This window comes from Bradyrhizobium sp. 1200_D9_N1_1 (assembly GCF_052075915.1).
Taxonomy (GTDB): Bacteria; Pseudomonadota; Alphaproteobacteria; order Rhizobiales; family Xanthobacteraceae; genus Bradyrhizobium; species Bradyrhizobium diazoefficiens.
On sequence record NZ_CP197226.1, the window covers coordinates 2,556,324 to 2,579,737 of the forward strand.

The following is a 23,414-nucleotide window of genomic DNA, read 5'->3' on the forward strand; positions in this document are numbered from 1 at the left end:
GAGAGCTACTTTCGCGACCGCGTCGTGCCGCTGTCTTCAGCTGCTTGCCAGCGCAAAAAGCCCTCGACATCGGCCTGCACCGAGTAGGGCGTCGGGATCGCGTCGCCCACGGAATCGACGGCGGTGTCGAGAGAGCGGCGCAGCATGCGCGCGAGCTCGGCCTTGCGATAGGGTTTTGTCAGAAGCGGGGCGCCCTTCGTGGCGCGGCCCTGCGCGTGCATCGAGTCGTAGGCGTATCCGGAGGTGAACAGCACCCGCAGGGACGGCCGCGCGGCCACCATCTGCTCGGCGAGCTCGCGTCCGTTGATGCCGCCGGCCATCACGATGTCGGTGAACAGCAGGTCGAACGCCTTGCCCTCCGCGGCGATGGCGAGCGCTTCGGTCGCGTTGGCGGCGGGGATGACCTTGTAGCCGAGGCTCTCGAGCTGGACCGCGACGTATTGGCGGACGTCGCGATCGTCCTCGACGCAGAGGATGGTCTCCTGTCCGCCCACGACCTTGCGATCGTCATAGCCGGCGGGGCGCAGCGTGCTGGTCTCGGCCTTCGGCAGGTAGATCGTGAATGTCGTGCCGCGGCCTTCCTCGGACGCGACCTTGATGCCGCCGCCGGATTGCTTGACGAAGCCGAACACCATGCTGAGCCCGAGCCCCGTGCCCTTGCCGACCTCCTTGGTCGAGAAGAACGGATCGAAGATCCGCTCCAGGATCGCCCGCCGGATGCCCGTGCCGGTGTCGGCGATCTCGATCTCGACATAGTCGCCGGCATAGCCGGCGCCGACCGCCACGGCCTCGCGCACGCCGAACACGACGTTGCGTGTGGTCAGGGTCAGCCTGCCGCCGTCCAGCATGGCGTCGCGGGCGTTGATCGCGAGGTTGAGCAGCGCCGAGCTCAGCTGGCCGCGGTCGACGAAGGCGAGCCAGACCTTGCTGTCGAGCTTTGTCACGATCTCGATCTTCTTGTCGAAGGTCGCCAGCAGCAGTTTGGCGAGCTCCTCGAGCAGTTCGTTGACGTCGATCTCCGTCGGCTGCAGCGCCTGCTTCCTTGCAAAGGACAGCAGGCTCGAGGTCAGCGCGGCGCCGCGATCGGCGGCCTCGCTGATCAGCTTGGTGATGGTTGCAAGCGGCGGATTGTCCTTTACGGCGTCGGCAAGGATCTCGATCGTGCCGGTGATCACGGTGAGCATGTTGTTGAATTCGTGCGCGATGCCGCCGGTGAGCTGCCCGACCGCCTCCATCTTCTGGGCCTGTATCAGCTGCTCCTCGGCGGCGCGCTTCTGGGTGATGTCCTTGACGAAACTGTTGATGATGGTGCGCCCGCCAAGCCGGAGGGCCGTGCCCGACGCCTCGACCAGGATCGCATCGCCGTTCCTGTGCAGCAGGCTCACCTCGAAGCGAATGCCGATTGGCGTATCCGACAGTTCCGGCAGCAGCCGCATCATGCGCTGCCTGAAGCCGGCGCGGAGCGGCTCGGCGACGAGGAGGTCGACGACGTCGGCGCCGATGGCCTCCTGCCGCGACCATCCGGTCAGGGCTTCGGCCTGAAAGCTCCATTCCACGACGATGCCGCGTTCGTCGGTCTGAATGAAGGCGTCGAGCGCGGTCTTGATGACGGCTTGCGTCATCTGTGCGCTCTCGGCGACGGCCTTCGCCCGATCGGCCAGTTGCGCGGCAGCCCGCTCGGCTTGCGACGTCTCGATCGCGCTCGTGCAGAGACGCGCGAGCAGCACCGCAACGACACCGCTCGCCATCAGGGCGATGAGCTGGGCCATGCCGAACCCGCGCGGGCCGGCGGTGCCGGTCATGGCATAGGAAGCGAGAAGGAGTGCGGCGGTCACGACGACCTGGGTGGCCATCGCAAATGTCACAACCCCCCTGAGTTTCATGGCCTCACACCCAAGACGCCAGCCGCGGACCGTACCGGCCCCGTCCTGTCGAGGAGTCCGCCATTATGTGAGCTACAGATTCCGTGCGTTTCCGTCGAGGGGCAATTTCAGGTGGCGCGGGACGGCCGGCCGTCCCGGAAACGAGGCCCGGCCTGCCTCGGGCTTCAACCCGCCGGCGAATCGGTCTGGCGCAATGTCGTCACCCAGATCACGCGCGCCGTCTGCTGGGTCGGGTTGTCGAACATGTGCGGCACGATGCTCGGGAAACGAAAACTGTCGCCGGCCTCGAGCACGTGGGCCTGGTTGTCGAGCCACAGCCGCAGGCTGCCGGACAGGATGTAGCCGGCCTTCTCGCCGGTGTGCTGCAGGAAGTCGGTGCCGGACGAGGCGCCGGGATTGAGCGTGAGCTCGTAGAGTTCGAGCTGGCCCTTGCCATCCGGGGTGAGCGCTTCCTTGACGACGCCGCTCGCGGTGAGGCGCAGCAGCCGACGGCTGTTCTTGCGCACGATGTAGCGCTGCACGTCGCCGGGATCGGTGGTCTCGAAGAAATAGGAGATCGGCACGTCGAGCGCGATGCTGAGCAGGCGCAGCGTGCGGATCGACGGCATGGCGCGCGCGCGTTCGAGCTGGCTGATCATGCCGTTCGACAGGCCGGTCTTGTTGGCGACGTCCTGGATCGAGAGGCCGGCGCGCTGACGCAGCAGCCGTACGGTTTCGCCGAGGCGCTGGTCGACCGCATCGTCGGCCTCGATCGTCGGAGCGTCCTTCGGACCGTTGGTATCGCCGCGACCATCCATGTCGCTCTCCCATGCATCATCTCAGCCTTGGACCGCATCGGTCCGAGGCTTCAGTCGGAGTGAAAAGGTCGCGCATACTAGCAATGCGATTGACAGCTGTATTTAGTCATGATGAACTTTTGATCGAAAAATTTAGAAGCACTAAAGCCCACTCCTGTCCCCTGCCGGGGTCTCGGGGCGCGGGAGACGGTGCCGTGTGCGACAACGGAGAGTGGGTCATGGCAAACGACACCGGCAGGTTCGGCGTTGGGGCAGTGCATCTCGGTAGTCCGAATCGCCGTCAATTCTTCCAGCTCGGGGCCGGCGCCGCGGCGGGATGGAGCCTCGCAGGCAATGCCTTCGCCCAGACCGAGCGCCCGACCAATCCGCCGGACAAGCCGCGCGGGCAGGTGATTGCGGCGCTGTCGCAGGAGCCGACCGTCTTCCATCCGCTGATGCCCGGCATCGAGGTCGATCAGGGCGTCTGGTGGCAGGTGTTCTCGCTGCTCTGGTACATCGATCCCGAGGGCAATTTCGTTCCCGATCTGGCGCGCGAGGTCCCGACCATCGAGAATGGCGGCCTGTCGGCCGACGGCCTGACCTGGAAGATCAAGCTGCGCAGCGACGTGAAGTGGCATGACGGCACGCCGTTCACGGCCGACGACGTGAAGTTCTCGCTCGAGCTGATCAACAATCCCGATTTCCGCGCGCGCAGCCGCGTCGGCCACAGCCTCGTGAAGGACATCAAGGTCGTCGCGGCGGACGAGATCCACTGGCGAATGGAAGCTCCCTATTCGCCCTATATGTCGATCCTGGGATCGCTGACCTTCATCGTGCCCAAGCACATCCTGGAGAAGGTGTCAGATCCGAACGCCTCGCCGTTCCACAATGCGCCTGTCGGCACCGGACCGTTCCGCTGGGGTGAGCGCGTGCCCGGCGACCACATTCTCCTGAATGCCCACACCGGCTATCACGGCAAGGGGCCGTACGTCGAACGCGTAGTGTTCAAATACATCCCCGACCTCACCGTGCTCTACACCCAGTTCCGCACCGGCCAGGTCGACTACACCGGCCTGCAAGGCATCCTGCCGAACTTCGTGCAGGAGGCGAAGACGCTGAAGGGCCGCAAGATCTTCGTCTCGGCGACGTCCTCGGTGGAGCATATCGCGCCCAACCTGGATTTCGGTCCCTTCGCCGACCGCGCGGTGCGCGAGGCGCTCTACCTCGCCATCAACAAGCAGGCGATCATCGACGCGCTCTATTACGGCCTGCCGACGCAGACCGAGAGCTTCGTGCCGCAGCAGGCGTGGTCGTTCCAGAAGGGCCTGCCGCAGCACAAATACGATCCCGCCAAGGCCAATGCGCTGCTCGATGCGGCGGGATGGGTTCGCAGCTCCAGCGGCGTTCGCGAGAAGGGCGGCGTCAAGCTCGAATTCACCAACTCGACGACGTCAGGCAATGCGGTGCGCGAGCAGACCCAGCAGCTCCTGGTCCAGGACTGGCGCGCGATTGGTGCTGCGATGCGCGTCAACAACATGCCGGCGGCGGTGATCTGGGGCGACTTCTGGCAGCAGTCGAAGTTCAACTCGGTGCTGGTGTCGGTGAACTTCATGCTGGGCAGCGACCCCGACGTGACGCCGCGCTTCGGCTCCGGCGCCATTCCCGCCAAGGGCGGCCGCGGCTACAACACCTATCAGTACCAGAGCCCGGAGGCCGATCGTCTTCTCGCCGAAGGCGCCAAGCAGTTCGATCTGTCGCAGCGCAAGACCACCTATGGCGATCTGCAAAAGCTGATCCGCAACGACCTCGCGATCCTGCCCATGTTCCAGGGCTTCATCGCCGAAGGCGTGAAGGAAGGGCTGCAGGGTTTCCGTCCCAACATCAACACCTCCATCAATTGCTGGAACATCCGCGAATGGTACTGGGCCTGATGGATCCGGCTCGCTGGATCGCCTGAGATGGCCCGTTATGTCGTCAATCGCCTGGCGCAGGCGATCATGCTGCTTGTGATCGTCTCGGCGATCGGATTCGCCCTGCTGCATCTGGCGCCGGGCGGTCCGCTCTCGCAATTTGCTGCCTCCGCGCAGATGACGCAGGAGGATCTCGACCGCGTCACCAGGCAGCTCGGCCTCGATCGGCCGCTGCCGATCCAGTATCTCGACTGGTTCGGCCGCATGCTCAAAGGCGATTGGGGCAAGTCCTACCGCGACGGCGAGGCGGTGCTGTCGGTGATCTCCTCGCATCTCGGCGCAACGCTGGAGCTGATGGCGACCGCGACGATCATTGCGGTGCTGCTCGGCTGCTGGATCGGTATCCTTGGCGCGCTGCGCCGCTATTCGCTGTTCGACACGCTCGCAACCGTCGGCGCCATGATCGCGCTGTCGATCCCGACCTTCTGGTTCGGCCTCGTCACCATCTACGTGTTCTCGGTGAAGCTCGGCTGGCTGCCGGCCGGCAACCGCGAGACCGTCGGCGACGGCTCCTTCCTCGACCTGCTGCATCATCTGATCGCGCCCGCCCTGGTGCTGGCGCTGGTCGAGACCGCGATGTGGGGCCGCTTCATGCGCTCCTCGATGCTCGAGGTCATCAACCAGGATTACATCCGTACCGCGCGCGCCAAGGGCATGCCGGAATGGCGGATCCTCACCGTGCACGCGCTTCGCAATGCGCTGCTGCCGATGATCACGGTGGCCGGCCTCCAGTTTCCGACGCTGCTCGGCGGCGCGCTGGTCGCCGAGACCGTGTTCACCTGGCCCGGCATGGGGCGTCTGTTCCTCGATTCCATCGGCTACCGCGACTATCCCGTGGTGATGGGCATCCTGATGTTTTCGGCGACCATGGTGCTGATCGGCTCGCTGCTCGCCGACATCTTCTATGCCGTCGTCGATCCGCGCATCCGGGTGGGCTAGCGATGACGAGCGCGGTTCTCTCCACCGACCAGCTCGCGCCCGGCCAGGCCGCCTGGCGGCGATTCCGCCGGCACCGGCTCGCGCTTGCGGGCGCCGTGATCATCCTCGTTCTCGTCCTCGGCTCGGCGTTGGGTCCATATCTCTTGCCGTTCGACGACACCTATATCGACATCATGAAGCGGTTCGCGCCGCCGCTCTCGGGCGCGCACATCCTCGGCACCGACGAGCTCGGCCGCGACGTGCTGGCGCGGCTGATGATGGGCGGACGGGTGTCGCTCTCAATCGGCATCGTCGCGATGGTGATCGCGATGGCGGTCGGCATCGCCGTCGGCGCCTTCGCCGGCTTCTATGGCGGCGTGGTCGGAGCGGTCCTGATGCGGCTCGTCGACGCCGTGCTGTGCTTTCCGACCATCTTCCTGCTGCTTGCGCTCGCCGCGCTGACCGAGCCCGGCCTCGTCACCACCACCGTGCTGATCGCGGCGACCGCCTGGATGAGCGTTGCCCGCGTCGTCGAGGCCCAGGTTCGTTCGCTCAGGGAGCGCGAGTTCGCGGTCGCCGCCGTCGCGTTCGGCTCGTCGAACCTGCGGATCATGTTCCGCGAGCTCGTACCCAACGCGATCGCGCCGATCGTGGTCGCGGCGACGCTGAACGTCGCCAAGGCGATCCTGCTCGAATCCTATGTCAGCTATCTCGGCTACGGCATCCAGCCGCCGGCCGCGAGCTGGGGCAACATGCTCAACAACGCGCAGATCTATCTCACCAGCGCGCCGTGGCTCGCCATTGCGCCGGGCCTCGCCATCACGCTCGCGGTCACGAGCTTCAACTTCCTCGGCGACGGCCTGCGTGACGCGCTCGATCCCAGGATGAATATCCCATGACGAGCAAGAGCTCGATCGAACTGAAGTCCAGGAGTGTCCGATGTCCCCGCCGCTCAACCGTATAAATAGCGACGAACGCCTGCCGGCGCAGGCCGACGTCGTCGTCATCGGCGGCGGCGTCATCGGCGTCTCGGCGGCCTATCATCTGGCGAAGAAGGGGCTTTCCGTCGCGCTCGTCGAGAAGGGGCATGTCGGCGGCGAACAGTCGAGCCGCAATTGGGGCTGGTGCCGCCAGCAGGGCCGCGCGCGTGAGGAGATTCCGCTGGCGCGCGAGGCGCTGCGGCTGTGGGAGGACATGCAGAACGACGCCGGCGTCGATGCCGGCTTCCGCCGCACCGGCGTCTTGTTCCTGACCAAGAGCAAGGACGAGCTCGCCGGCTGGGAACGCTGGGCCGCGATCGCGCGCGAGCAGCAGGTACACTCCACCGTCCTGACGCCGGCGGAGGTCGCCGAGCGCATGCCCGGCAATGCCGACAAGTGGGTCGGCGGCCTGCACACGCCGAGCGACGGCCGCGCGGAGCCGTCGATGGCCGTGCCCGCGCTTGCGACTGCCGCGCGAAAGCACGGCGTTACGATCCACCAGGGCTGCGCCGCGCGCGGGCTGGAGACGACCGGCGGGCGGGTCAGCGCCGTCGTCACCGAGAAGGGCACCATCCGCGCGCAATCCGTGCTGCTCTCGGGCGGCGCGTGGTCGTCGCTGTTCTGCCGCCGTCACGGCATCGAGCTGCCGATCGGCCTCGTCAACGCCACCGCATGCCGCACCACGCCCGGACCGGAGATCACGTCGGGTGCGCTCGGTACCGATTTTTACTGCATCCGCCGCCGGCTCGACGGCGGCTTTACGCTGGCGCTGCGCAACCGCGGCACGGTCGAGCTGTCGCCCGATCTGTTCCGCTACGCGCGCACCTTCTGGCCGACCTATCTGCATCGCCGCAACGGACTGAAGATGTCGTTCGGCAAGTCGTTCTTCGACCAGCTCATGCGCGGCACCAGCTGGAGCCTCGACAAGCCGTCGCCGTTCGAGACCGAACGGGTGCGCGATCCCGCGCCCGACATGTCGCTGGTCAATGCGGCGCTATCAGCGCTGATCAAGTCGAACCCCGAATTGAAGGACATCGAGATCGCGGAAGCCTGGGGCGGCACGATCGACTGCACGCCCGATACGATCCCGGTGATCTCGCCGGTCGATGCGCTGCCGGGCTTCTTCCTCGCCACCGGCTTCTCCGGCCACGGTTTTGGCATCGGCCCTGCGGCCGGCAAGCTCGCCGCCGACATCGTGACCGGCTCGACGCCGCTGGTCGATCCTGAGCCCTACAGCCACAAGCGCATGATCGACGGCCGCCGGCTCGCGCCGGTCAGCCCGTTCTGAGGGCCTTGGCCGCATGACGGTTCTCTACAAGGCCAACATGGTGCGCGGCGCGGAGTGGGCGCGCTTCTTCGCGGAGCGCGCGCCGCATCTGCCGTTCCGGCTCTGGCCCGACATCGGCGATCCCGCCGAGGTGCGCTATCTCGTGGCGTGGGTGCCGCCTGATAACATCGCGGCGACCTTTCCAAACCTCGAGCTGGTCTTCTCGGTCGGCGCCGGCGTCGACCAGTTCGACGCCAGCAAACTTCCACCGCACATCCCGCTGGTGCGCATGCTGGAGCCCGGCATTGCCGAGACCATGGTGGAATACGTCACCATGGCCGTGCTCGCCCTGCATCGCGATCTCCTGCACTTCATCGCCCAGCAGAAGGAACAGGTCTGGCGCGAGATCCGGATCACGCCGGCGAAGCGGCGGCGTGTCGGCGTGATGGGGCTCGGCCAGCTCGGCCAGGCCGTGCTCGAACGCCTCAAGGCGTTCGGCTTCCCGCGTCTCGGCTGGAATCGCTCGCCGCGCGAGATCGAGGGCGTTATCTGCCATGCGGGCATGGATGCCTTGCCCGACTTCCTTGCGCAGACCGACATTCTCGTCTGCCTGCTGCCTCTGACCGATGAGACAAGCGGGATCCTGAACGCGGACCTGTTCGCGCGCCTGCCGCGCGGCGCCTCCCTGGTCAATGTCGGGCGCGGCCCGCATCTCGTCGAGCCCGATATCCTCGCGGCTCTCGACAGCGGCGCACTCTCGGGGGCTATCCTCGACGTCACCGATCCCGAGCCGCTGCCGGCGGGCCATCCATTCTGGAGCCATCCGCGCATCCTGCTGACGCCGCACAACGCCAGCATGACCACGCCGGATACGGCCGTCGACTATGTGCTCGACGTCATCGCACGTCACCGTCGCGGCGAGGATCTGCCGGGGCGTGTCGATCGTACGCGCGGCTACTAGGACACTCGCATGAGCATCGGCGCCAGCAGATCTGACCAAGTCATTGCCGAAGCGCAGGGGCCGGTGCTGTCGGTCGCGGGCCTGACCACGTCCTTCATGCGCGAGCGGCAATGGATCCCCGTCGTCCGCAACGTGTCGTTCGACGTCGCGCCGCGCGAGACCGTGGCGATCGTCGGCGAGTCCGGTTCGGGCAAGAGTGTCACTGCGCTGTCGATCATGCGGCTCATTCCGAAGGAGAGCGGGCGGATCGAAGGGCGCGTCACGCTCGCCGGCCGCGATCTCCTCGCGCTGCCCGAAGCGAGCATGAAGGACATCCGCGGCAACGACGTTGCCATGATCTTCCAGGAGCCGATGACGAGCCTCAATCCGGTGCTCACCATCGGCTTCCAGATTGCGGAAGCGCTGATCCAGCATCGCGGCATGTCGCGGGCGGCGGCCGAGGCCGAGACCGTCCGGCTGCTCGACCGCGTCCGCATCCCCGCCGCGAAATCTCGCTTCCACGAGCATCCGCACCGCTTCTCCGGCGGCATGCGCCAGCGCGTGATGATCGCGATGGCGCTGGCCTGCAAGCCGAAACTCCTGATCGCCGACGAGCCGACCACCGCGCTCGACGTCACGATCCAGGCCCAGATCCTGGAGCTCCTGAAGGAGCTCCAGCAGGAAGAGGGGATGTCGATCCTCTTCATCACCCACGACATGGGCGTGGTCGCCGAGATCGCGGACCGCACGGTCGTGATGTATGGCGGGCAGGCGGTGGAGACCGATGCGACGTCGCGCATCTTTGCCGCGCCCTCGCATCCCTACACCCGCGCGCTGCTCGCGGCGGTGCCTCGCCTCGGCTCGATGGACGGGCGTCCGCGGCCGATGCGCTTTCCGATTGTCGACAAGGTCACCGGCACCTCAGATGAGCCGACCGAGACACCGGATACGGTCTCGACTGCCGAGCGCCCGCTGCTCGAAGTCTCGAACCTCACCACGCGCTTTCCGATCCGCTCGGGATTGTTCGGCAAGGTCTCCGGCCGCGTCCACGCGGTCGAGAACGTCTCCTTCACCTTGCACGCCGGCGAGACGCTGGCGCTGGTCGGTGAATCCGGCTGCGGCAAGTCGACGACCGGCCGCTCGATCCTCAAGCTGCTCGAGCCGGACAACGGGACGGTTCTGCTCGACGGCCAGGATGTGCTGGCGATGAACGGCCGCACCTTGCGCGACTTCCGCAAGCAGATGCAGATCGTGTTTCAGGATCCGTTCGCGAGCCTCAATCCGCGCATGTCGGTGGGGACGGCGATCGCAGCGCCGCTGCTGGCCAACGGCCTCGCCACCGCTGCGCAGGGGCGCGACAAGGTCGCCGACCTGCTCGTGCGCGTCGGCCTGACCGCCGACATGGCCGCGCGCTTCCCGCATGAATTCTCCGGCGGCCAGCGCCAGCGCATCTGCATTGCGCGGGCGCTCGCGCTCGGGCCGAAGCTGATCGTCGCGGACGAGGCGGTTTCGGCACTCGACGTCTCGGTGAAGGCGCAGGTCGTCAACCTGATGCTCGACCTTCAGGCCAGCATGGGCCTTGCCTACCTCTTCATTTCCCACGACATCGCGGTGGTCGAGCGCATGAGCCACCGGGTCGCGGTGATGTATCTCGGCGAGATCGTCGAGATCGGCCCGCGCGCAGATTTGTTCGGCAATCCGCAGCATCCCTATACGAAGAAGCTGATGGCCGCCGTGCCGGTCCCCGATCCCGCGCGCCGCGGCACCAAGCGCGAGGCCTCCAACGACGAGATCAGGAGCCCGGTGCGCGCGCCGGACTACCAGCCGCCGGTGCGGCAATATCGCGAGGTCTCGCCTGGTCACGTCGTCCAGGTGTGGGGCGAGGAGTGGTCGGCCTGAGGCGCGCAGGATGCGGTACGTTTCCGATGACGTGACCGAACGCATGAGTTGACGTGTACGAAGCAGGCAAGTGTAGATAGGTTTGATGTCGGCGAAAGCGCCGGGCAGATGCAGACTCGTCCTCCGGAAATCGTGACCGGATCGAGCGACAGGGAGCTGCGGAATGTGAACGATCTCATATTCCATCACACTCTTCTCGAGCTACCAATTCCGCAAGAAATTGCCGCACCCGAAGCTAACTGACAGACACGGGTGAGATGCAATGCCTGCGAAGCCGCGTGCTCGCAGCTTTGGATTGGCTCTCGTCTTGCTCGCGAGCAAGCCAGCCCCATCACTCAGCACAGATTTTTCAGAAATTGGAATCAGGGGAATCGCAAGACGCGTCCACGAGGCTGCCTCTATTCGGGGGCGACCGGTAGGCTGCTACTTACCCAAGAAGGAGCTCACCAATGAAGCTAGGCGATGCAGTTTCCAGTGCAGCGTCCGAAACGAGGCAAGCCGGCGATCTTCGGATCGCTCGTTCCAGCCTGATCAAATCGGCCCATTTTCTTGAAAGAATTGGGCTCGCAGCCGTTGGGGCCTCTTGCGGCCTCTATGTGGGCGCGACCCTGTTGCGTCAGAGAGACGGACTGTTTGAAAGCGGCTGGATTGTGCTGATGACCACGCTCTACGGAGCTCTCAGCTATTATGTCGGAATTGATTTGTCTCGCAGTGTCGCTCGGAAGTCGATCTCGAGCCTCTCGGACGAATACACCGGTTCCGAGGCGGTTGAGATCATGAGTGCGGCCGGAACGTTCGTCGCCGCCATTGCCGCAACCCTGTCAGTCAGCATCCTTGTCCTTGATCAAAATCTCCCCAACGGCCTGATAGGCTTTGTGGCCGGCTGTTGGGTGGTTGGCTCTTCGCTTCAAGTTGCGGCGGGCACGATGGCTCGCAGCTACGAAGCGTCGATGGACAAGGAATGAAGGACTGCGCTCACGGAAAGCGTCTGCCAGGCGTGGTGACGCGGACACGAGCCGCAGTGTTGGAGCGGGTCTCAGGTACGGGGTGAGTAGCCACGAATCATCGCAACCTCCGTCGTTCAACGCTGCGTGCTGACGATTTTTGGTGGCGCTGCCGTTCGCATCGGGCAATGCCGCTGCTTGGAAGCCGTATCGGTACTGAGCAACCTGAGTTTATCGCGCAACAAACAAGACGTGCCATCATGATGATGTTGGGATATCGTCCCCGCGCCGTGGTCCAAAATTCTGCTAACCGCCAACCACAGGATCGGTGGAGCCAATGCAGATTGCGGAGTGGCTCGAGAAGCTGGGACTTGGGCAGTACGCAGAGCGTTTTGTCCAAAATGGCGTCGACATGGGCGTCCTTCCCGAGCTGATGGACGAGGACTTCGATAAGCTCGGAGTCCTGCTCGGCCATCGCCGTAAAATGCTGCGTGCTATTGCCGACCTCGATCCCGCCGCGTTGATCGCATCGCCGGCTCCTCCTCACGACGCCGAGCGGCGCCACCTCACCGTCATGTTTTGCGATCTGGTCGGCTCGACCGCACTCTCGGCGCGTCTCGATCCCGAGGATATGTGGGAAGTGATCCGGGCCTATCGCGCTGCCTGCGCGAGGGTCATTTCCGCCTATGACGGCAGCATAGCCAGGTTCGTCGGCGACGGAATACTCGTCTATTTCGGCTATCCGCGCGCCCACGAGGATGACGCGGAGCGCGCAGTGCGCGCGGGCCTCGACGCAATCTCTGCGATGCGACAGCTCAAGACGAGCGGCGACGAACGGGTTGAGTTGCGGATCGCAATCGCGACCGGGCTTGTGGTGGTCGGCGACCTCATCAGCGGAGATGCGTCAGAGGAGAGCGCAACGGTCGGCGATACACCAAACCTCGCTGCCCGGCTCCAGAGCCTGGCGGAGCCGGGAGCGGTCGTCGTTGCCTCGTCGACGCGCCGGCTGCTCGGTGATCTCTTCACTTTTCGCAACCTCGGCCGCCGCGAGGTCAAGGGGATATCCGAACCCATCGCGGTCTGGGCAGTCGAGGGAGCGCCTGCATCGGAAAGTCGCTTCGAGGCGGTCCACGCGGCGCGCTCGATCGGCTTTGTCGGCCGCAAGGAGGAGATCGAACTCACGCTCTCGCGCCAGCGGTTGGCATGGCAGGGGCAAGGGCAGATGGTGCTGATTTCCGGCGAAGCCGGCATCGGCAAGTCGCGCATGGTCGCAATGCTGTCCGAAAGCCCCGTGTTGGGGGCGCACCGCCGCGTGCGATATCAGTGCTCGCCGTACCACACCAACAGTGCGCTTCATCCCTTTGTCGCGCAAGTCGAGCGCGCTGCCGGCATTTGCTCGCACGACACGCCCGGGCAAAAGCTCGACAAGCTCGAGGCGATGCTGGCGCTTGGAACGCAGCAGGTTGCCCGGGCGACGGCGCTCATTGCGGCACTGCTTTCGATCCCAACCGGCGACCGTTATCCGCCGCTCGGTCTGAGCCCGGCGCAGCTGCGGCGACAGACCTTTGCCACCCTTCTCGATCAGCTTGAGGGATTGGCGCGAGAGCAGCCCCTGCTGATCATCTGCGAGGATATGCATTGGGCCGATGCCACGACACTTGAACTGTTCGATCTCACGGTCGACCGGATCAGGCGACTGCCGATACTCGTGCTCATGACGTCGCGGCCGGAGTTCGAGCCCTCCTGGTCGGGCCTTGCCAACGTCACTCTGTTGCGGCTCGACCGGCTCGATCGGCAGGACACGCGGGCGCTGGTCGAGCAGGTGACTGTCGGTCGCCAGCTGCCACGCGAGATGATGAAGCAGATCATCGACAGGACGGATGGCGTCCCGCTATTCGTCGAGGAATTGACCAAGATGGTGCTGGAGTCCGGATGGCTCGTCGAAGGTGCCGGGCGCTATCGCCTCGAAAGTCCGCTCCCGCCGCTCGCTATTCCCGCGACGTTGCAGGATTCGCTGATGGCGCGGCTCGACCGGCTGGCTCCGGTGAAGGAGGTGGCGCAGATAGGCGCCGCCATCGGCCGCGACTTCTCGTACGCGCTGCTGAGATATGTGGCGGGACGCGATGATCTGACGCTGAGCGCTGCGCTGGGGCAACTCGAGGAGGCCGAACTGCTGGTGTGTCGCGGGGCTCCGCCCGAGGCAAACTACAGTTTCAAGCACGCTCTCGTTCAGGAGGCGGCCTACGAGAGCCTGCTCAAGAGCAAACGGCAGGTGCTTCACACGCGCATCGGCGATGTCCTGCGCGAAAAGTTTCCAGTCGTCGCCGAGACCGAGCCGGAAGTTCTGGCACACCACTTCACCGAGGCTGGGCTGAACGAGGTCGCCCTCGAGTGGTGGCGCAAGGCGGGCCAGCAGGCGCTGAAACGCTCGGCCTATTCCGAGGCAATTGCGCATCTCGGCAAGGCGATTGCCATCGCCGATGAGTTGCCTGACGAGCCTCGCCGGATGATGAGCAGGCTGCATCTTCAAATCGCATATGGCCGCGCGTTAAGGGGCGGCCTCGGGCACAGCGCCCCCGAAACGGTAGCCGCATGGACGCGCGCCCGGCAGTTCGCTGCCGACATCAATGATCCGGTGGAACTTGCGCCGATACATTCGGGCCTCTTCAATGCCTGTCTGACACACGGCGAACTTGCTCCAATGCGGGAACTGGCCGACGCCATCATGAGTGCCGCGGAGCGACGACCGGACGCGCCGGTGGCCGCCGTCGTTGCGCATTGGACAGGCGGCGTCACCTGCTGGTTCGGGGGCGACTATTTGAACGCGAGAACGCATCTCGAGCGGGCACTGGCGATCTATGGTGCCGAGCCGGATCCCGCGACGTTCAGGCCCTCGGCGCTGGATCTGCCGTTCGTGATCATGAGGTTTCTTGCTCTGGTGCTTTGGCCGCTTGGCAGCATCGCTCGCGCGCGCCGGCTCGCAGCCGAAGCGGTGAGCGCTTCGGGAGAACAACGGGCGCTGTCCCGGGCCAATGCGCTTGTTCATCGGGCCGTGTTCGACGGACTGTGCGGGGGCATGTTGCAGCAGACGGATACCATCCTGGCGCTTGGTCTCGCGCGCGACCACACGATGCCGCTGTACGTGGCCGCCGGTACCTACCTGAATGGCCTCGCCAAGTGGCGTGCCGGCGACCGGATGGCCGGACTGACGGACATGCGTCGCGGATGGACCATGCTGCGCGAGAATGACTGCTACCTCTGTGAACCGTTTTGGGGGATGCAGGTCGCGATGGCGGATGCAGAGGTGGGCCAACTCGAAACCGGGCTGGAGATCTTGAGCGAATTGATCGCATGGTCGGGACAATCCGGTCAGCATTGGCTTGATGCCGAGCTGCATCGCGTCCAGGGCGAGCTTTTGTCGCGACATGACCCTCCGGACGATTCCGGGGCCGAAAATGCCTTCAACCGGGCACTGGAAATCGCACGCCACCAACAGGCGAAGACTTTCGAGCTGCGCAGCGCCATTGGACTTGCGCGCCTGCACAAGACAAATGGCCGAGCGGGCGCGGTTTTCGAACTGCTCGCTCCTGTCCTCGCCGAATTCGAGGCGGAACGAAATCTTCCCGAAGTCGAAGAAGCGAAAGAGCTGCTTAGGAATGGGCGTTAGCCGCGCCGCCATTCGATCGGCGCAACCGGCGCGCCGACTTCAAGCCGGAATAGGTCGGCATCCTGGTCTTCGATTCGGGGAGCCGTAGTCTTCCGGTTTTGACACAGCTTAACCTAATGTGGTGAAAGCTAAATACGCTTCTCTTGGTTGTGAACGCGAGTCTGCTGCGGCGGCGAATCCGATCTCGGCTAGCACCAATGTTGTCGGATTGCTCAGTGCCTCAAGGCGCAGACTCCATCCCAGGGCCGGGCCATGCGGCGATTGGCTTGCCTTCGCTGGGGCAGGCGCAGCGACCAAAGCCCATTGGAGATCCAGTCGTGGTTCGCTTGCATGTCGAACGTTTCATTCGCAGCCGGATTGTTCGCCGATCCTTGGCGCTCGGGATCATCGCTCTGAGCGGATGGACCCTGTTGCCGTATGTGACCTACCGAATCGCTCCCTCCGCCTATGTCAATGCCGAGCTCATGCGGGTGACTGCACCGATGGCGGGTCAGCTCTCGTCAGATCTTCCACGCAAGGGTGAATATTTCCAGCGCACCCGGGTGGTGCCGCTGGTCGAGGCGCGTTCGCCGGATCGCCGGCACCTCATGGACCTTGATCAGCAGCTTGCCATGTCCACCAAGCGCGCCGAGCTCGCACGTCGGCAACTGGAGGAAATCGCCGAGCTCGATCGCAAGCTCGGCGAGCGCAGCGAGGACTATCGTTTGGGGATGGTGGCACGCCTGAGCCACGAGATCGGCGAAACGGAAGCTGAAAAAGGCGGCTGTCTCGCCGAGGCGCGGCAGCGGAACGATGTCGCGGGCCGGATGGAGAGGCTCGTGAAGCTCGGCATCAGTTCGCAGATCCGCTCCGGTGAGGCCCAGGCCTCGCAGGAGGCAACCGCAACGCGGTGCCAGATGGCCGATGAACGCCTGCAGCGCCTCAAGACCGAGATGGGGGCGGTCGAGAAGGGCATCTATCTTCGTGGCGATGCCAATGACGTGCCCTATTCTCAGCAGCAGCGCGAGCGGCTTGTCCTCCGCCGCCAGGAGCTCGAGACGGACCTGTTGCAGAACAGCTCACGTGCCGCGCAGCTGGCCGCGGAGATCGCAGAGGAACGCACTCGACTTGATCGTCTCGATCACTACGATCTGTCCTTGCCCGCAGCCCATGTGGTCTGGTCGGTCGCGGCCAGCCCGGGCTCGATGGTCACGGAAGGGCAATCGGTCTTCGATTTTGCAGATTGCGAGCGCCGGTTCATCGTTGTTGAACTCCCCGAGCGTGATTTCGAGAAGATCAAGGCCGGAGATGCGGCTACCGTCCGCCTGATTGGGAGCCGCGAATGGAAGACCGGCCAGATCCGGCAAGTCCGCGGATCGGCAGCCTACGGCGATGATCGGCTGCTTGCGGCTCGGGTGCCGCGGCCTGATCCGGGCAACATCACCGTAGAGATATCGCTTCCGCCCAATGAGACGTCGGCCGACCGCAACGGCTCCTGCGATATCGGACGGTTGGCTGAGGTGCGCTTCGAGCGCAGCGCCGACGGCCTGCTACGATTGGTCAGCTCGAAGTTGAAATGGCTGACCGCTCGCCTGGAGCTCGACCAGTCGTCCCTGTAAGCGAGATGTTCCATGCAGGCCATGACTCTGCCTCTCTCTCAGCTGTTCGCGCCGATGCTGGGCATCTTTGCGGCGATGTACCTGTTGGCGCCGACCTTTCCAGTCGCGCGCCCTTGGGCGCGAGTCGCGGTCTTTGTCGTGGTTTGGCTCGTGGTCGCCCGCTATCTCGAATGGCGTATTTGCACCACCGTGCTGCCGGCAAGCGGGAGCTGGTATCAGGTCGGCTGGATCTGGTTCTGTCTGTTCGTCGAGCTTCTGACCTTCACAGATCAGTTCATTCTCTATCTGACTTTCCTTCGCAGGACCGATCGCCGCAGCGAAGCAGATCAGCACGAGCGTCGGCTTCGCAGCCTGCCGGATGACGAGCTGCCCTCGGTCGACGTCTTTATTCCGACCTATGACGAGCCATTCGAGGTGCTGGAAAAGACGATCACGGGCGCGCTGTGCCTGGGCTATCCAAATTTCCAGGTCTGGGTCTTGGATGATGGTCGCAGGCCTTGGCTCAGGGAACTCTGCAAGCAAAAGGGCGCGGGCTATCTCACGCGCGCCGACAACTTGAATGCCAAGGCCGGCAATATCAATCATGCCCTGACGAAGACGAGCGGCGACTTCTTCGCGATCTTTGATGCGGACTTCGTGCCGCAGCGCAATTTCCTGATGCGCACGATGGGCTTCTTCGCCGATCCAAAGATCGGAATCGTTCAGATCCCGCACACCTTCTACAATGAGGACCCGATGCAGGCGAATCTCGGCCTGCACAGGGGACTGCCGGACGAGCAACGGTTCTTCTTCGATTCCATCATGCCGGCGCGCGACGGCTGGGATGGTGCCTTTTGTTGTGGTTCGAACTCCGTCACGCGTCGCGCGGCACTCCGCGCGGTGGGCGATGCCTTGCCGACCCAGTCCATCACGGAAGACATGTTGCTGACGCTGGTCCTGCTGCGCAAGGGGTACGTCACTCGCTATCTACGCGAGCCGCTGGCGATCGGACTGGCGCCGGAAAGCCTTGACGCCTTTTTCGTGCAGCGGCAACGCTGGGCGCGTGGCGCGATCCAGACGCTGTATCTCGCCGACGGCCCGCTCGGCCCCGGACTGGGCTTGATGCATCGGCTCCTCTTCTTTCCGACGCATTGGCTCTCAATAGGCCTGCGGGCGCTCGCGGTCGTCTTGGTTCCGATCGTGTTCATGTGGACTGGGCTAGCGCCTGTCGTCGACGTCACTCCTGAGTCGGTCTTCTATTACTTGTTCCCCGCGATCCTGGCGCTTAACGGCGGCATCTCCTGGTTCGCGCCGCACGAGCACTTTCCGCTCGCCGCTCAGGTATCGGCGACTATCCAGAGCTTCAAGATCTTGCCAACGGTGCTCGGGACTCTCGTCAAGCCGACGGGGCATGCGTTCAGGGTAACGCCCAAGGGCGCAGCCGCGCGACGCGCAAGCTACGCCGCGGAGATATTCTGGCCATCGGCGGGTCTGATGGCGTTGACGGTCGTCGGCGTGGTTCTCAACACCATCCCGGAATGGCGGATCATCGATCATCCGGGCGCTTTACCGATGGTCGCCTTCTGGTCGGTCGTGAACATCGTCGTGCTCTTCTTCGTCTGCATGACCTCGCTGCAGGCGCGGATGGGACGTGCCGAGGAGCGTTTCGATGTCGATGAATCAGTCTTGATCCTGACTGGGACCGGCGAGGTGCTTTCTGGGCGCGTGAGCAACGTCTCCCTCTCTGGCGCCGGCGTTCTGCTCGGCGCCGGCATTGACTGTCCTCGCGCTGGAGAACCGCTGCGCGTGCACATCGCGCAGGTGGGGTGGATCGACGCGATGGTCGTGCAACAAAGAGGCCATCTCGTCGGGCTGCAGTTCCATTTGCCGCAGTCGCTTGAACGAGACCTGCTGATCCGGAAGCTCTTTACCGTCGCCCGCCTGAGGGGCAACGGCGTCATCGCGTGCTCGGTGAACAGGGCGATGCTCAAGAACATCTGGTCAATGGCCGCGCCGTTGCCCCACATTGTTGCAGGCGGCGCCAAGCCCGCGTCGTTTTCGCCGACCGAACGCCTGCCGGCAGAGAGCCTGGTCATTCGGCCTCAACCGCGGATCGACGACTTGGCACATCTTGCCGGAGTTCGAAGCCTGCATCCGGCGAGTTTTACTGAACCTCACTTTGGTCGAGTGGCCGGCACAGTGCTCGAGGCCGTCAAGCTGAGCTGATTGCTGTGTTATCCTTCTCGTCCGACCAGTCCATGGGCTATCGATCGACGGTCAGGCCGCTCATCGATGCCGTCAGTCTCCTTCCGGTGCTCTGCCAAAAACCTCAACCGGAACGAGCAACCATTCCTTAGCCCAAGGCGTTTACGGGGTTGAGGGTGGAGGGAGCGTCTCTTGATCGATCACCGTAGTGATGTTCGCCAGGGGCGTCTGACGCTCTGGGCCTCCGCATTTGTGGCGGTCGCTTGCTTGGCGATGGTCGCGCTCAGCGGCTGGCGGGAGTGGTCCTCGCGACAGACGCTGCTGAAGGGCTCCGAAACGGACATGGCCAATCTGGCCCGGTCGGTGACGCAACACGCGGACGATACGTTCGAACTCGCGGACACCGTTCTCAATGTGTTGGTTGGCCAACTCGAACTCGAGGGAACCAGCCCGGCGGCAATCGCCAAGATTCAGACCTTTCTTTCCCGGCGCAAAGCCGCGAACCGGATCCGCGCCGTGTTCGTCTATGACGAGACCGGCCGCTGGCTCGCGACCAGCGAGCCTGTGGATTTCGCCAGTCTCAACAACAGCGACCGAGAGTATTTCCAGCATCATCGCGCCGTGGCTGACCGGGGAACCTTCATTGGGCCTCCAGTGAGGAGCAGGTCCGGCGGGCAATGGATCATCACCGCGTCAAGGCGCTTCAATCATCCTGACGGCAGTTTTGCCGGAGTGGCTCTTACCACGATCGATGTCGACTACTTTCTGCAATTCTATCGCGGGTTCGACGTTGGCCAGAACGGCTCAATTTCACTGGCGACAGCGAAAGGCATTGTCCTCGCGCGTAGCCCGGACAACGGATACACGGGCCGCGATCTGTCGAATGCACCGCTCTTTAGGAATTTCCGCGAGCGGCCGGCTGCGGGCGTCTACTACTTCACGTCGCCTCTCGACGGCGTTCGGCGACTGAGCTTTTATCAACTGAGCAGTCGCTACCCCGTTCTCGTGGTTGCGACGGAATCGGAAGACGACGTCTTGGCTCCATGGCGCAGGGCCGCGCTGATGCGCATGGCTGCGGTGCTGGGACTGATAGGAGGGCTCGCTGTTGCGGGGCTTTTGCTGGTGCGCCAGTTGCACCTGCGGCAAAAGATGGCCGCCGCCCTGATCGCCAAGGAGGCGGATTTTCGCCTCCTTGCGGAGCAGTCGGGAGACATGGTCATGCGCATCGCGCTCGATGGACGCATCCTCTATACGTCGCCGTCCAGCGCGCGGGTTCTCGGCTGGGCTCCGAATGAATTGGTGGATACGTCGGCCCTTGCCGGCATAAATCCCGCGGACCTGGCCCGGGTTGAGCAAACGATCTCCGCGCTGATGAACGGCGAAGCCGAGGAGGCCAGAATCACTTATCGCACTCGGCATCGCGAGAAAGGCGAGGTCTGGATCGAAACCGCGCTGCGCGTCGCAAGGAGTGCGCAGAGTGGAGACATCAACGGCGTGGTGGCGATCTCGCGCGACATGACCGAACGTAAGGACCTGGAGGATAAGCTGTCGGCTCTCGCCAGTTCGGATGGCCTGACGGCCCTGGCAAACCGCAGACACTTCGACGAGCGGCTGGAGGCGGAATGGGACCGGGCGAGGCGCGAAGGAACGCCTCTGTCACTGTTGCTGATGGACGTCGATCATTTCAAGCGTTTCAACGATCAGTACGGGCATCAGGCGGGCGATGCATGTCTTCGCTCGGTCGCCGGGGTCCTGGCGGAGCAGGCCAGACGGCCTGCAGACGTAGCCGCTCGGTATGGTGGTGAGGAATTCGCCTTGCTGCTGCCAAACACGGACATGGGAGGGTGCGAGCAGGTCGGCGAGCGAATCCGGCAAGCGATTCAGGACCTCGGCATCCTCCACGCGCTCAACCCGCCATCCAAGCAGGTCACCCTCAGTATTGGTGGCGCCACACATATGTCGTTCGCCGACAAGGCGGATTGCACGTCGTTGATTGTGGCTGCGGATAAAGCGCTCTACGCCGCCAAGGAGAGCGGACGCAACCGCCTTGTGATGTCAGGGCAAGTCGTCGCGTGGCCCGGCTCGATACGGGCTTGAAGAGCAGCCCTCGCGCGGCGCGGCGTGCGCCTCACGAATTCACGTGCACGAAATCCCGCAGCAGCGGATAGATCTCGTTGTTCCAGCGCTTGCCGGAGAACACGCCGTAATGGCCGACGCCGGCCTGCATGTGGTGCACGCGGCGATAGGCGCGCACGCCGGTGCAGAGGTCTTGCGCGGCGAGCGTCTGGCCGATCGAGCAGATGTCGTCCTTTTCGCCCTCGACCGTCATCAGCCCCATGCGGCTGACGGCCTTGGTGTTCACCGGCCGTCCCCGATGCATCAGCTTGCCCTGCGGCAGCAGATGCTCCTGGAATACGTCGCGCACGGTCTCGATGTAGAATTCCGCGGGCAGATCCATCACCGCGAAATATTCGTCGTAGAAGGTCTTGATGGTTGCCGCCTTTTCCTTCTCGCCCTTGGCGATGTGGTTGGCGAGGTCCATGTGCTGCTTGATGTGCCGCTCGAGATTCATCGAGACGAAGGCCGTGAGCTGCACGAAGCCCGGATAGACCTTGCGCAGCGCGCCGCGGCACTGCACCGGCACGTAGTTGATCAGGTTCTGCTCGAACCAGTCGATCGGCCTGCTCTTGGCGAATTCGTTCACCCTGGTCGGCTGGATCCGCGTGTCGATCGGCCCTGCCATCAGCGTCAGCGTGGCCGGCCGCGAGGGATGGTTGCCCTCGCACATGACGGCGGCGGCCGCGAGCGCCGAGACCGACGGCTGGCAGATCGCCACCATATGCGGGCGCGGGCCGAGCTGGCCGAGGAAGTCGATGAGATGATCAGTGTAGTCGTCGAGCCCGAAGCGGCCCTCGCTGCGCGGAATGTCGCGCGGATTGTGCCAGTCGGTGATGTAGACGTCGTGGTCCTGGAGCAGCGTCTTCACGGTGCCGCGCAGCAGCGTCGCGAAATGGCCGGACATCGGCGCGACCAGCAGCATGCGTGGCTGCTCGGGCACGCCCTGCTTCTTGAAGTGCAGCAGCGAGCCGAACGGGGTCGCGTAGGCGATCTCCTCGGTGACGGCGACCTCACGGTTGCCTACCATGACGCTGTCGATGCCGTAGGCCGGGCGATGGTAGGTGAGGGTGGAGCGCGAGATCAGCTCTAGCGCCGCCGACAGCCGGCCGACGACCTGGTGCGATACGCCCTGCGGCACCAGATTGAGGAACTTGAGCGCAGACGAGGCGCCCGCGCGCCAAGGCGCCGTCAGGTCCATCTGGTTCTGAAAGGCTTGATAATACATCGACATCATACTGAAGCGCCCACCTGTCCCATGGTGCCATGCAATATCGAAGCCAAAACTGAGTCAAATCGCCCGTAAAACTGGCACATCGCTTGCTCTTCAAGCGGGGTGTACACACGGGAAGCACAGGTAGTGGGCATGCCCGCGGGCCGGGCGGGGTGCCCATCTCAGGCGTGAGGGAAGAGGCCATATGGCGAAGGCGACACTGACCATCAGCAGCAAGAACTACTCGTCCTGGTCGCTGCGTGGCTGGCTGCTGACGAAGTTTTCCGGGCTCGATTTCGAGGAGATCGTGACCGCGCCCGACGACGCCTCCGCGCGCGCCGAAATCCTGTTGCTGTCGTCGTCGATCCTGGTGCCATGCCTGCGCCACGACGGCGCGACTGTCTGGGATACGCTGGCGATCGCTGAATACCTCAACGAGGTGATGCCGGACGCCGGCCTGTTGCCGGATGACCGCGTCCAGCGCGCTCATTGCCGCTCGATCTGCGGCGAAATCCATTCCGGCTTCACCACGCTGCGCGCCTCGCTGCCGGTCAATCTGAAGGGACACTTCCCCGGCTTCAAGATCTGGTCGCGCGCGCAGGCCGACATCGACCGCGTCTGGTCCATCTGGCGCGACTGCCTGGAGAAATCGGGCGGCCCGTTCCTGTTCGGTGAGAGGCGCACCATGGCGGATGCGATGTACGCGCCCGTGGTGACGCGCTTCGTGACCTATGACGTCAAGCTCGAGCCGCGTCTGAAGGCCTACGCCGATACCATCATGGCCATGTCCGAGATGCAGGAATGGATCGCGGCGGCCAAGGAAGAGCCGGCCGAGATCGAGGAGCTCGAGGTCGAATATTAGGCAGGCGTTGCGCCGGCCTGCCTGTTTCGGGGGCGGGGACCGGTTGGGGCGGCGGTGCGAGCCATGCCTTGTCCACCGTTAACCTTTGGCGCCGGCTCCAGGCTCGAGCCCGCCCGGCCGTCGCGCAGATATTGTGCGCGAAAACAGACCCGCGTCGACATCTAGCCGTGAACAGGCGTGGACGAGGCGATTCGGCTG

The 23,414-nt window shown here is 64.4% G+C and carries 15 protein-coding genes; 12 read left to right on the plus strand and 3 right to left on the minus strand.

Going from position 1 to position 23,414, the window contains the following annotated elements; all coding sequences use genetic code 11:
- Positions 1 to 5: 5 nt before the first annotated feature.
- Both AB5K84_RS12350 and AB5K84_RS12355 read right to left on the minus strand, forming a co-directional pair.
- Positions 6 to 1,883 carry an ATP-binding protein gene (locus AB5K84_RS12350; protein WP_441232407.1) on the minus strand — a complete coding sequence of 626 codons (1,878 nt, stop codon included), beginning with the start codon at positions 1,881 to 1,883 and terminating at the stop codon, positions 6 to 8.
- Positions 1,884 to 2,047: 164 nt separating this feature from the next.
- On the minus strand, positions 2,048 to 2,680 hold the full coding sequence (locus AB5K84_RS12355; RefSeq protein WP_028174575.1) for a cupin domain-containing protein: 633 nt from the start codon (positions 2,678 to 2,680) through the stop codon (positions 2,048 to 2,050).
- 218 nt (positions 2,681 to 2,898) lie between these two features.
- On the opposite strand from AB5K84_RS12355, the gene AB5K84_RS12360 reads away from it, so the two are divergent.
- The 11 genes from AB5K84_RS12360 to AB5K84_RS12410 all read left to right on the plus strand — a co-directional run bounded on the left by AB5K84_RS12360 (position 2,899) and on the right by AB5K84_RS12410 (position 21,123).
- The gene (locus tag AB5K84_RS12360) at positions 2,899 to 4,590 is read left to right on the plus strand and encodes a peptide ABC transporter substrate-binding protein (protein WP_028174576.1); all 1,692 of its coding nucleotides are present in this window, start codon (positions 2,899 to 2,901) and stop codon (positions 4,588 to 4,590) included.
- Between the two features lie 27 nt (positions 4,591 to 4,617).
- Positions 4,618 to 5,568 carry an ABC transporter permease gene (locus AB5K84_RS12365; RefSeq protein ID WP_011089452.1) on the plus strand — a complete coding sequence of 317 codons (951 nt, stop codon included), beginning with the start codon at positions 4,618 to 4,620 and terminating at the stop codon, positions 5,566 to 5,568.
- A gap of 2 nt (positions 5,569 to 5,570) precedes the next feature.
- Positions 5,571 to 6,446: an ABC transporter permease gene (locus tag AB5K84_RS12370; protein ID WP_028174577.1), complete on the plus strand. Its 876-nt coding sequence runs from the start codon at positions 5,571 to 5,573 to the stop codon at positions 6,444 to 6,446.
- Between the two features lie 40 nt (positions 6,447 to 6,486).
- Positions 6,487 to 7,815 (plus strand): NAD(P)/FAD-dependent oxidoreductase, encoded by a 1,329-nt coding sequence (locus tag AB5K84_RS12375; RefSeq protein WP_161533631.1) that lies wholly within the window; start codon positions 6,487 to 6,489, stop codon positions 7,813 to 7,815.
- Between the two features lie 13 nt (positions 7,816 to 7,828).
- Positions 7,829 to 8,755 carry a 2-hydroxyacid dehydrogenase gene (locus AB5K84_RS12380; RefSeq protein WP_375762357.1) on the plus strand — a complete coding sequence of 309 codons (927 nt, stop codon included), beginning with the start codon at positions 7,829 to 7,831 and terminating at the stop codon, positions 8,753 to 8,755.
- Positions 8,756 to 8,764: 9 nt separating this feature from the next.
- Positions 8,765 to 10,633, plus strand: a complete 1,869-nt coding sequence (locus AB5K84_RS12385) for an ABC transporter ATP-binding protein (protein WP_441232408.1) — start codon at positions 8,765 to 8,767, stop codon at positions 10,631 to 10,633.
- A 449-nt stretch (positions 10,634 to 11,082) separates the two neighbouring features.
- A complete protein-coding gene (locus tag AB5K84_RS12390) occupies positions 11,083 to 11,598 on the plus strand; it encodes a hypothetical protein (RefSeq protein WP_441232409.1) in 516 nt (171 codons plus the stop codon).
- Between the two features lie 316 nt (positions 11,599 to 11,914).
- Positions 11,915 to 15,244: an adenylate/guanylate cyclase domain-containing protein gene (locus tag AB5K84_RS12395; protein ID WP_441232410.1), complete on the plus strand. Its 3,330-nt coding sequence runs from the start codon at positions 11,915 to 11,917 to the stop codon at positions 15,242 to 15,244.
- Between the two features lie 317 nt (positions 15,245 to 15,561).
- On the plus strand, positions 15,562 to 16,842 hold the full coding sequence (locus AB5K84_RS12400) for an HlyD family efflux transporter periplasmic adaptor subunit (protein ID WP_236842121.1): 1,281 nt from the start codon (positions 15,562 to 15,564) through the stop codon (positions 16,840 to 16,842).
- Between the two features lie 12 nt (positions 16,843 to 16,854).
- The gene (locus AB5K84_RS12405; RefSeq protein WP_441232411.1) at positions 16,855 to 19,047 is read left to right on the plus strand and encodes a glycosyltransferase; all 2,193 of its coding nucleotides are present in this window, start codon (positions 16,855 to 16,857) and stop codon (positions 19,045 to 19,047) included.
- 252 nt (positions 19,048 to 19,299) lie between these two features.
- Positions 19,300 to 21,123 carry a diguanylate cyclase domain-containing protein gene (locus tag AB5K84_RS12410; protein ID WP_441232787.1) on the plus strand — a complete coding sequence of 608 codons (1,824 nt, stop codon included), beginning with the start codon at positions 19,300 to 19,302 and terminating at the stop codon, positions 21,121 to 21,123.
- A gap of 31 nt (positions 21,124 to 21,154) precedes the next feature.
- Here the strand turns inward: AB5K84_RS12410 and AB5K84_RS12415 are convergent, their stop codons facing one another.
- Entirely contained in the window at positions 21,155 to 22,378 is a 1,224-nt protein-coding gene (locus tag AB5K84_RS12415; protein ID WP_011089442.1) for a polyhydroxyalkanoate depolymerase, read from the minus strand.
- A gap of 181 nt (positions 22,379 to 22,559) precedes the next feature.
- On the opposite strand from AB5K84_RS12415, the gene AB5K84_RS12420 reads away from it, so the two are divergent.
- Positions 22,560 to 23,216 (plus strand): glutathione S-transferase family protein, encoded by a 657-nt coding sequence (locus tag AB5K84_RS12420; protein ID WP_441232412.1) that lies wholly within the window; start codon positions 22,560 to 22,562, stop codon positions 23,214 to 23,216.
- The last annotated feature ends 198 nt before the right edge of the window (positions 23,217 to 23,414 follow it).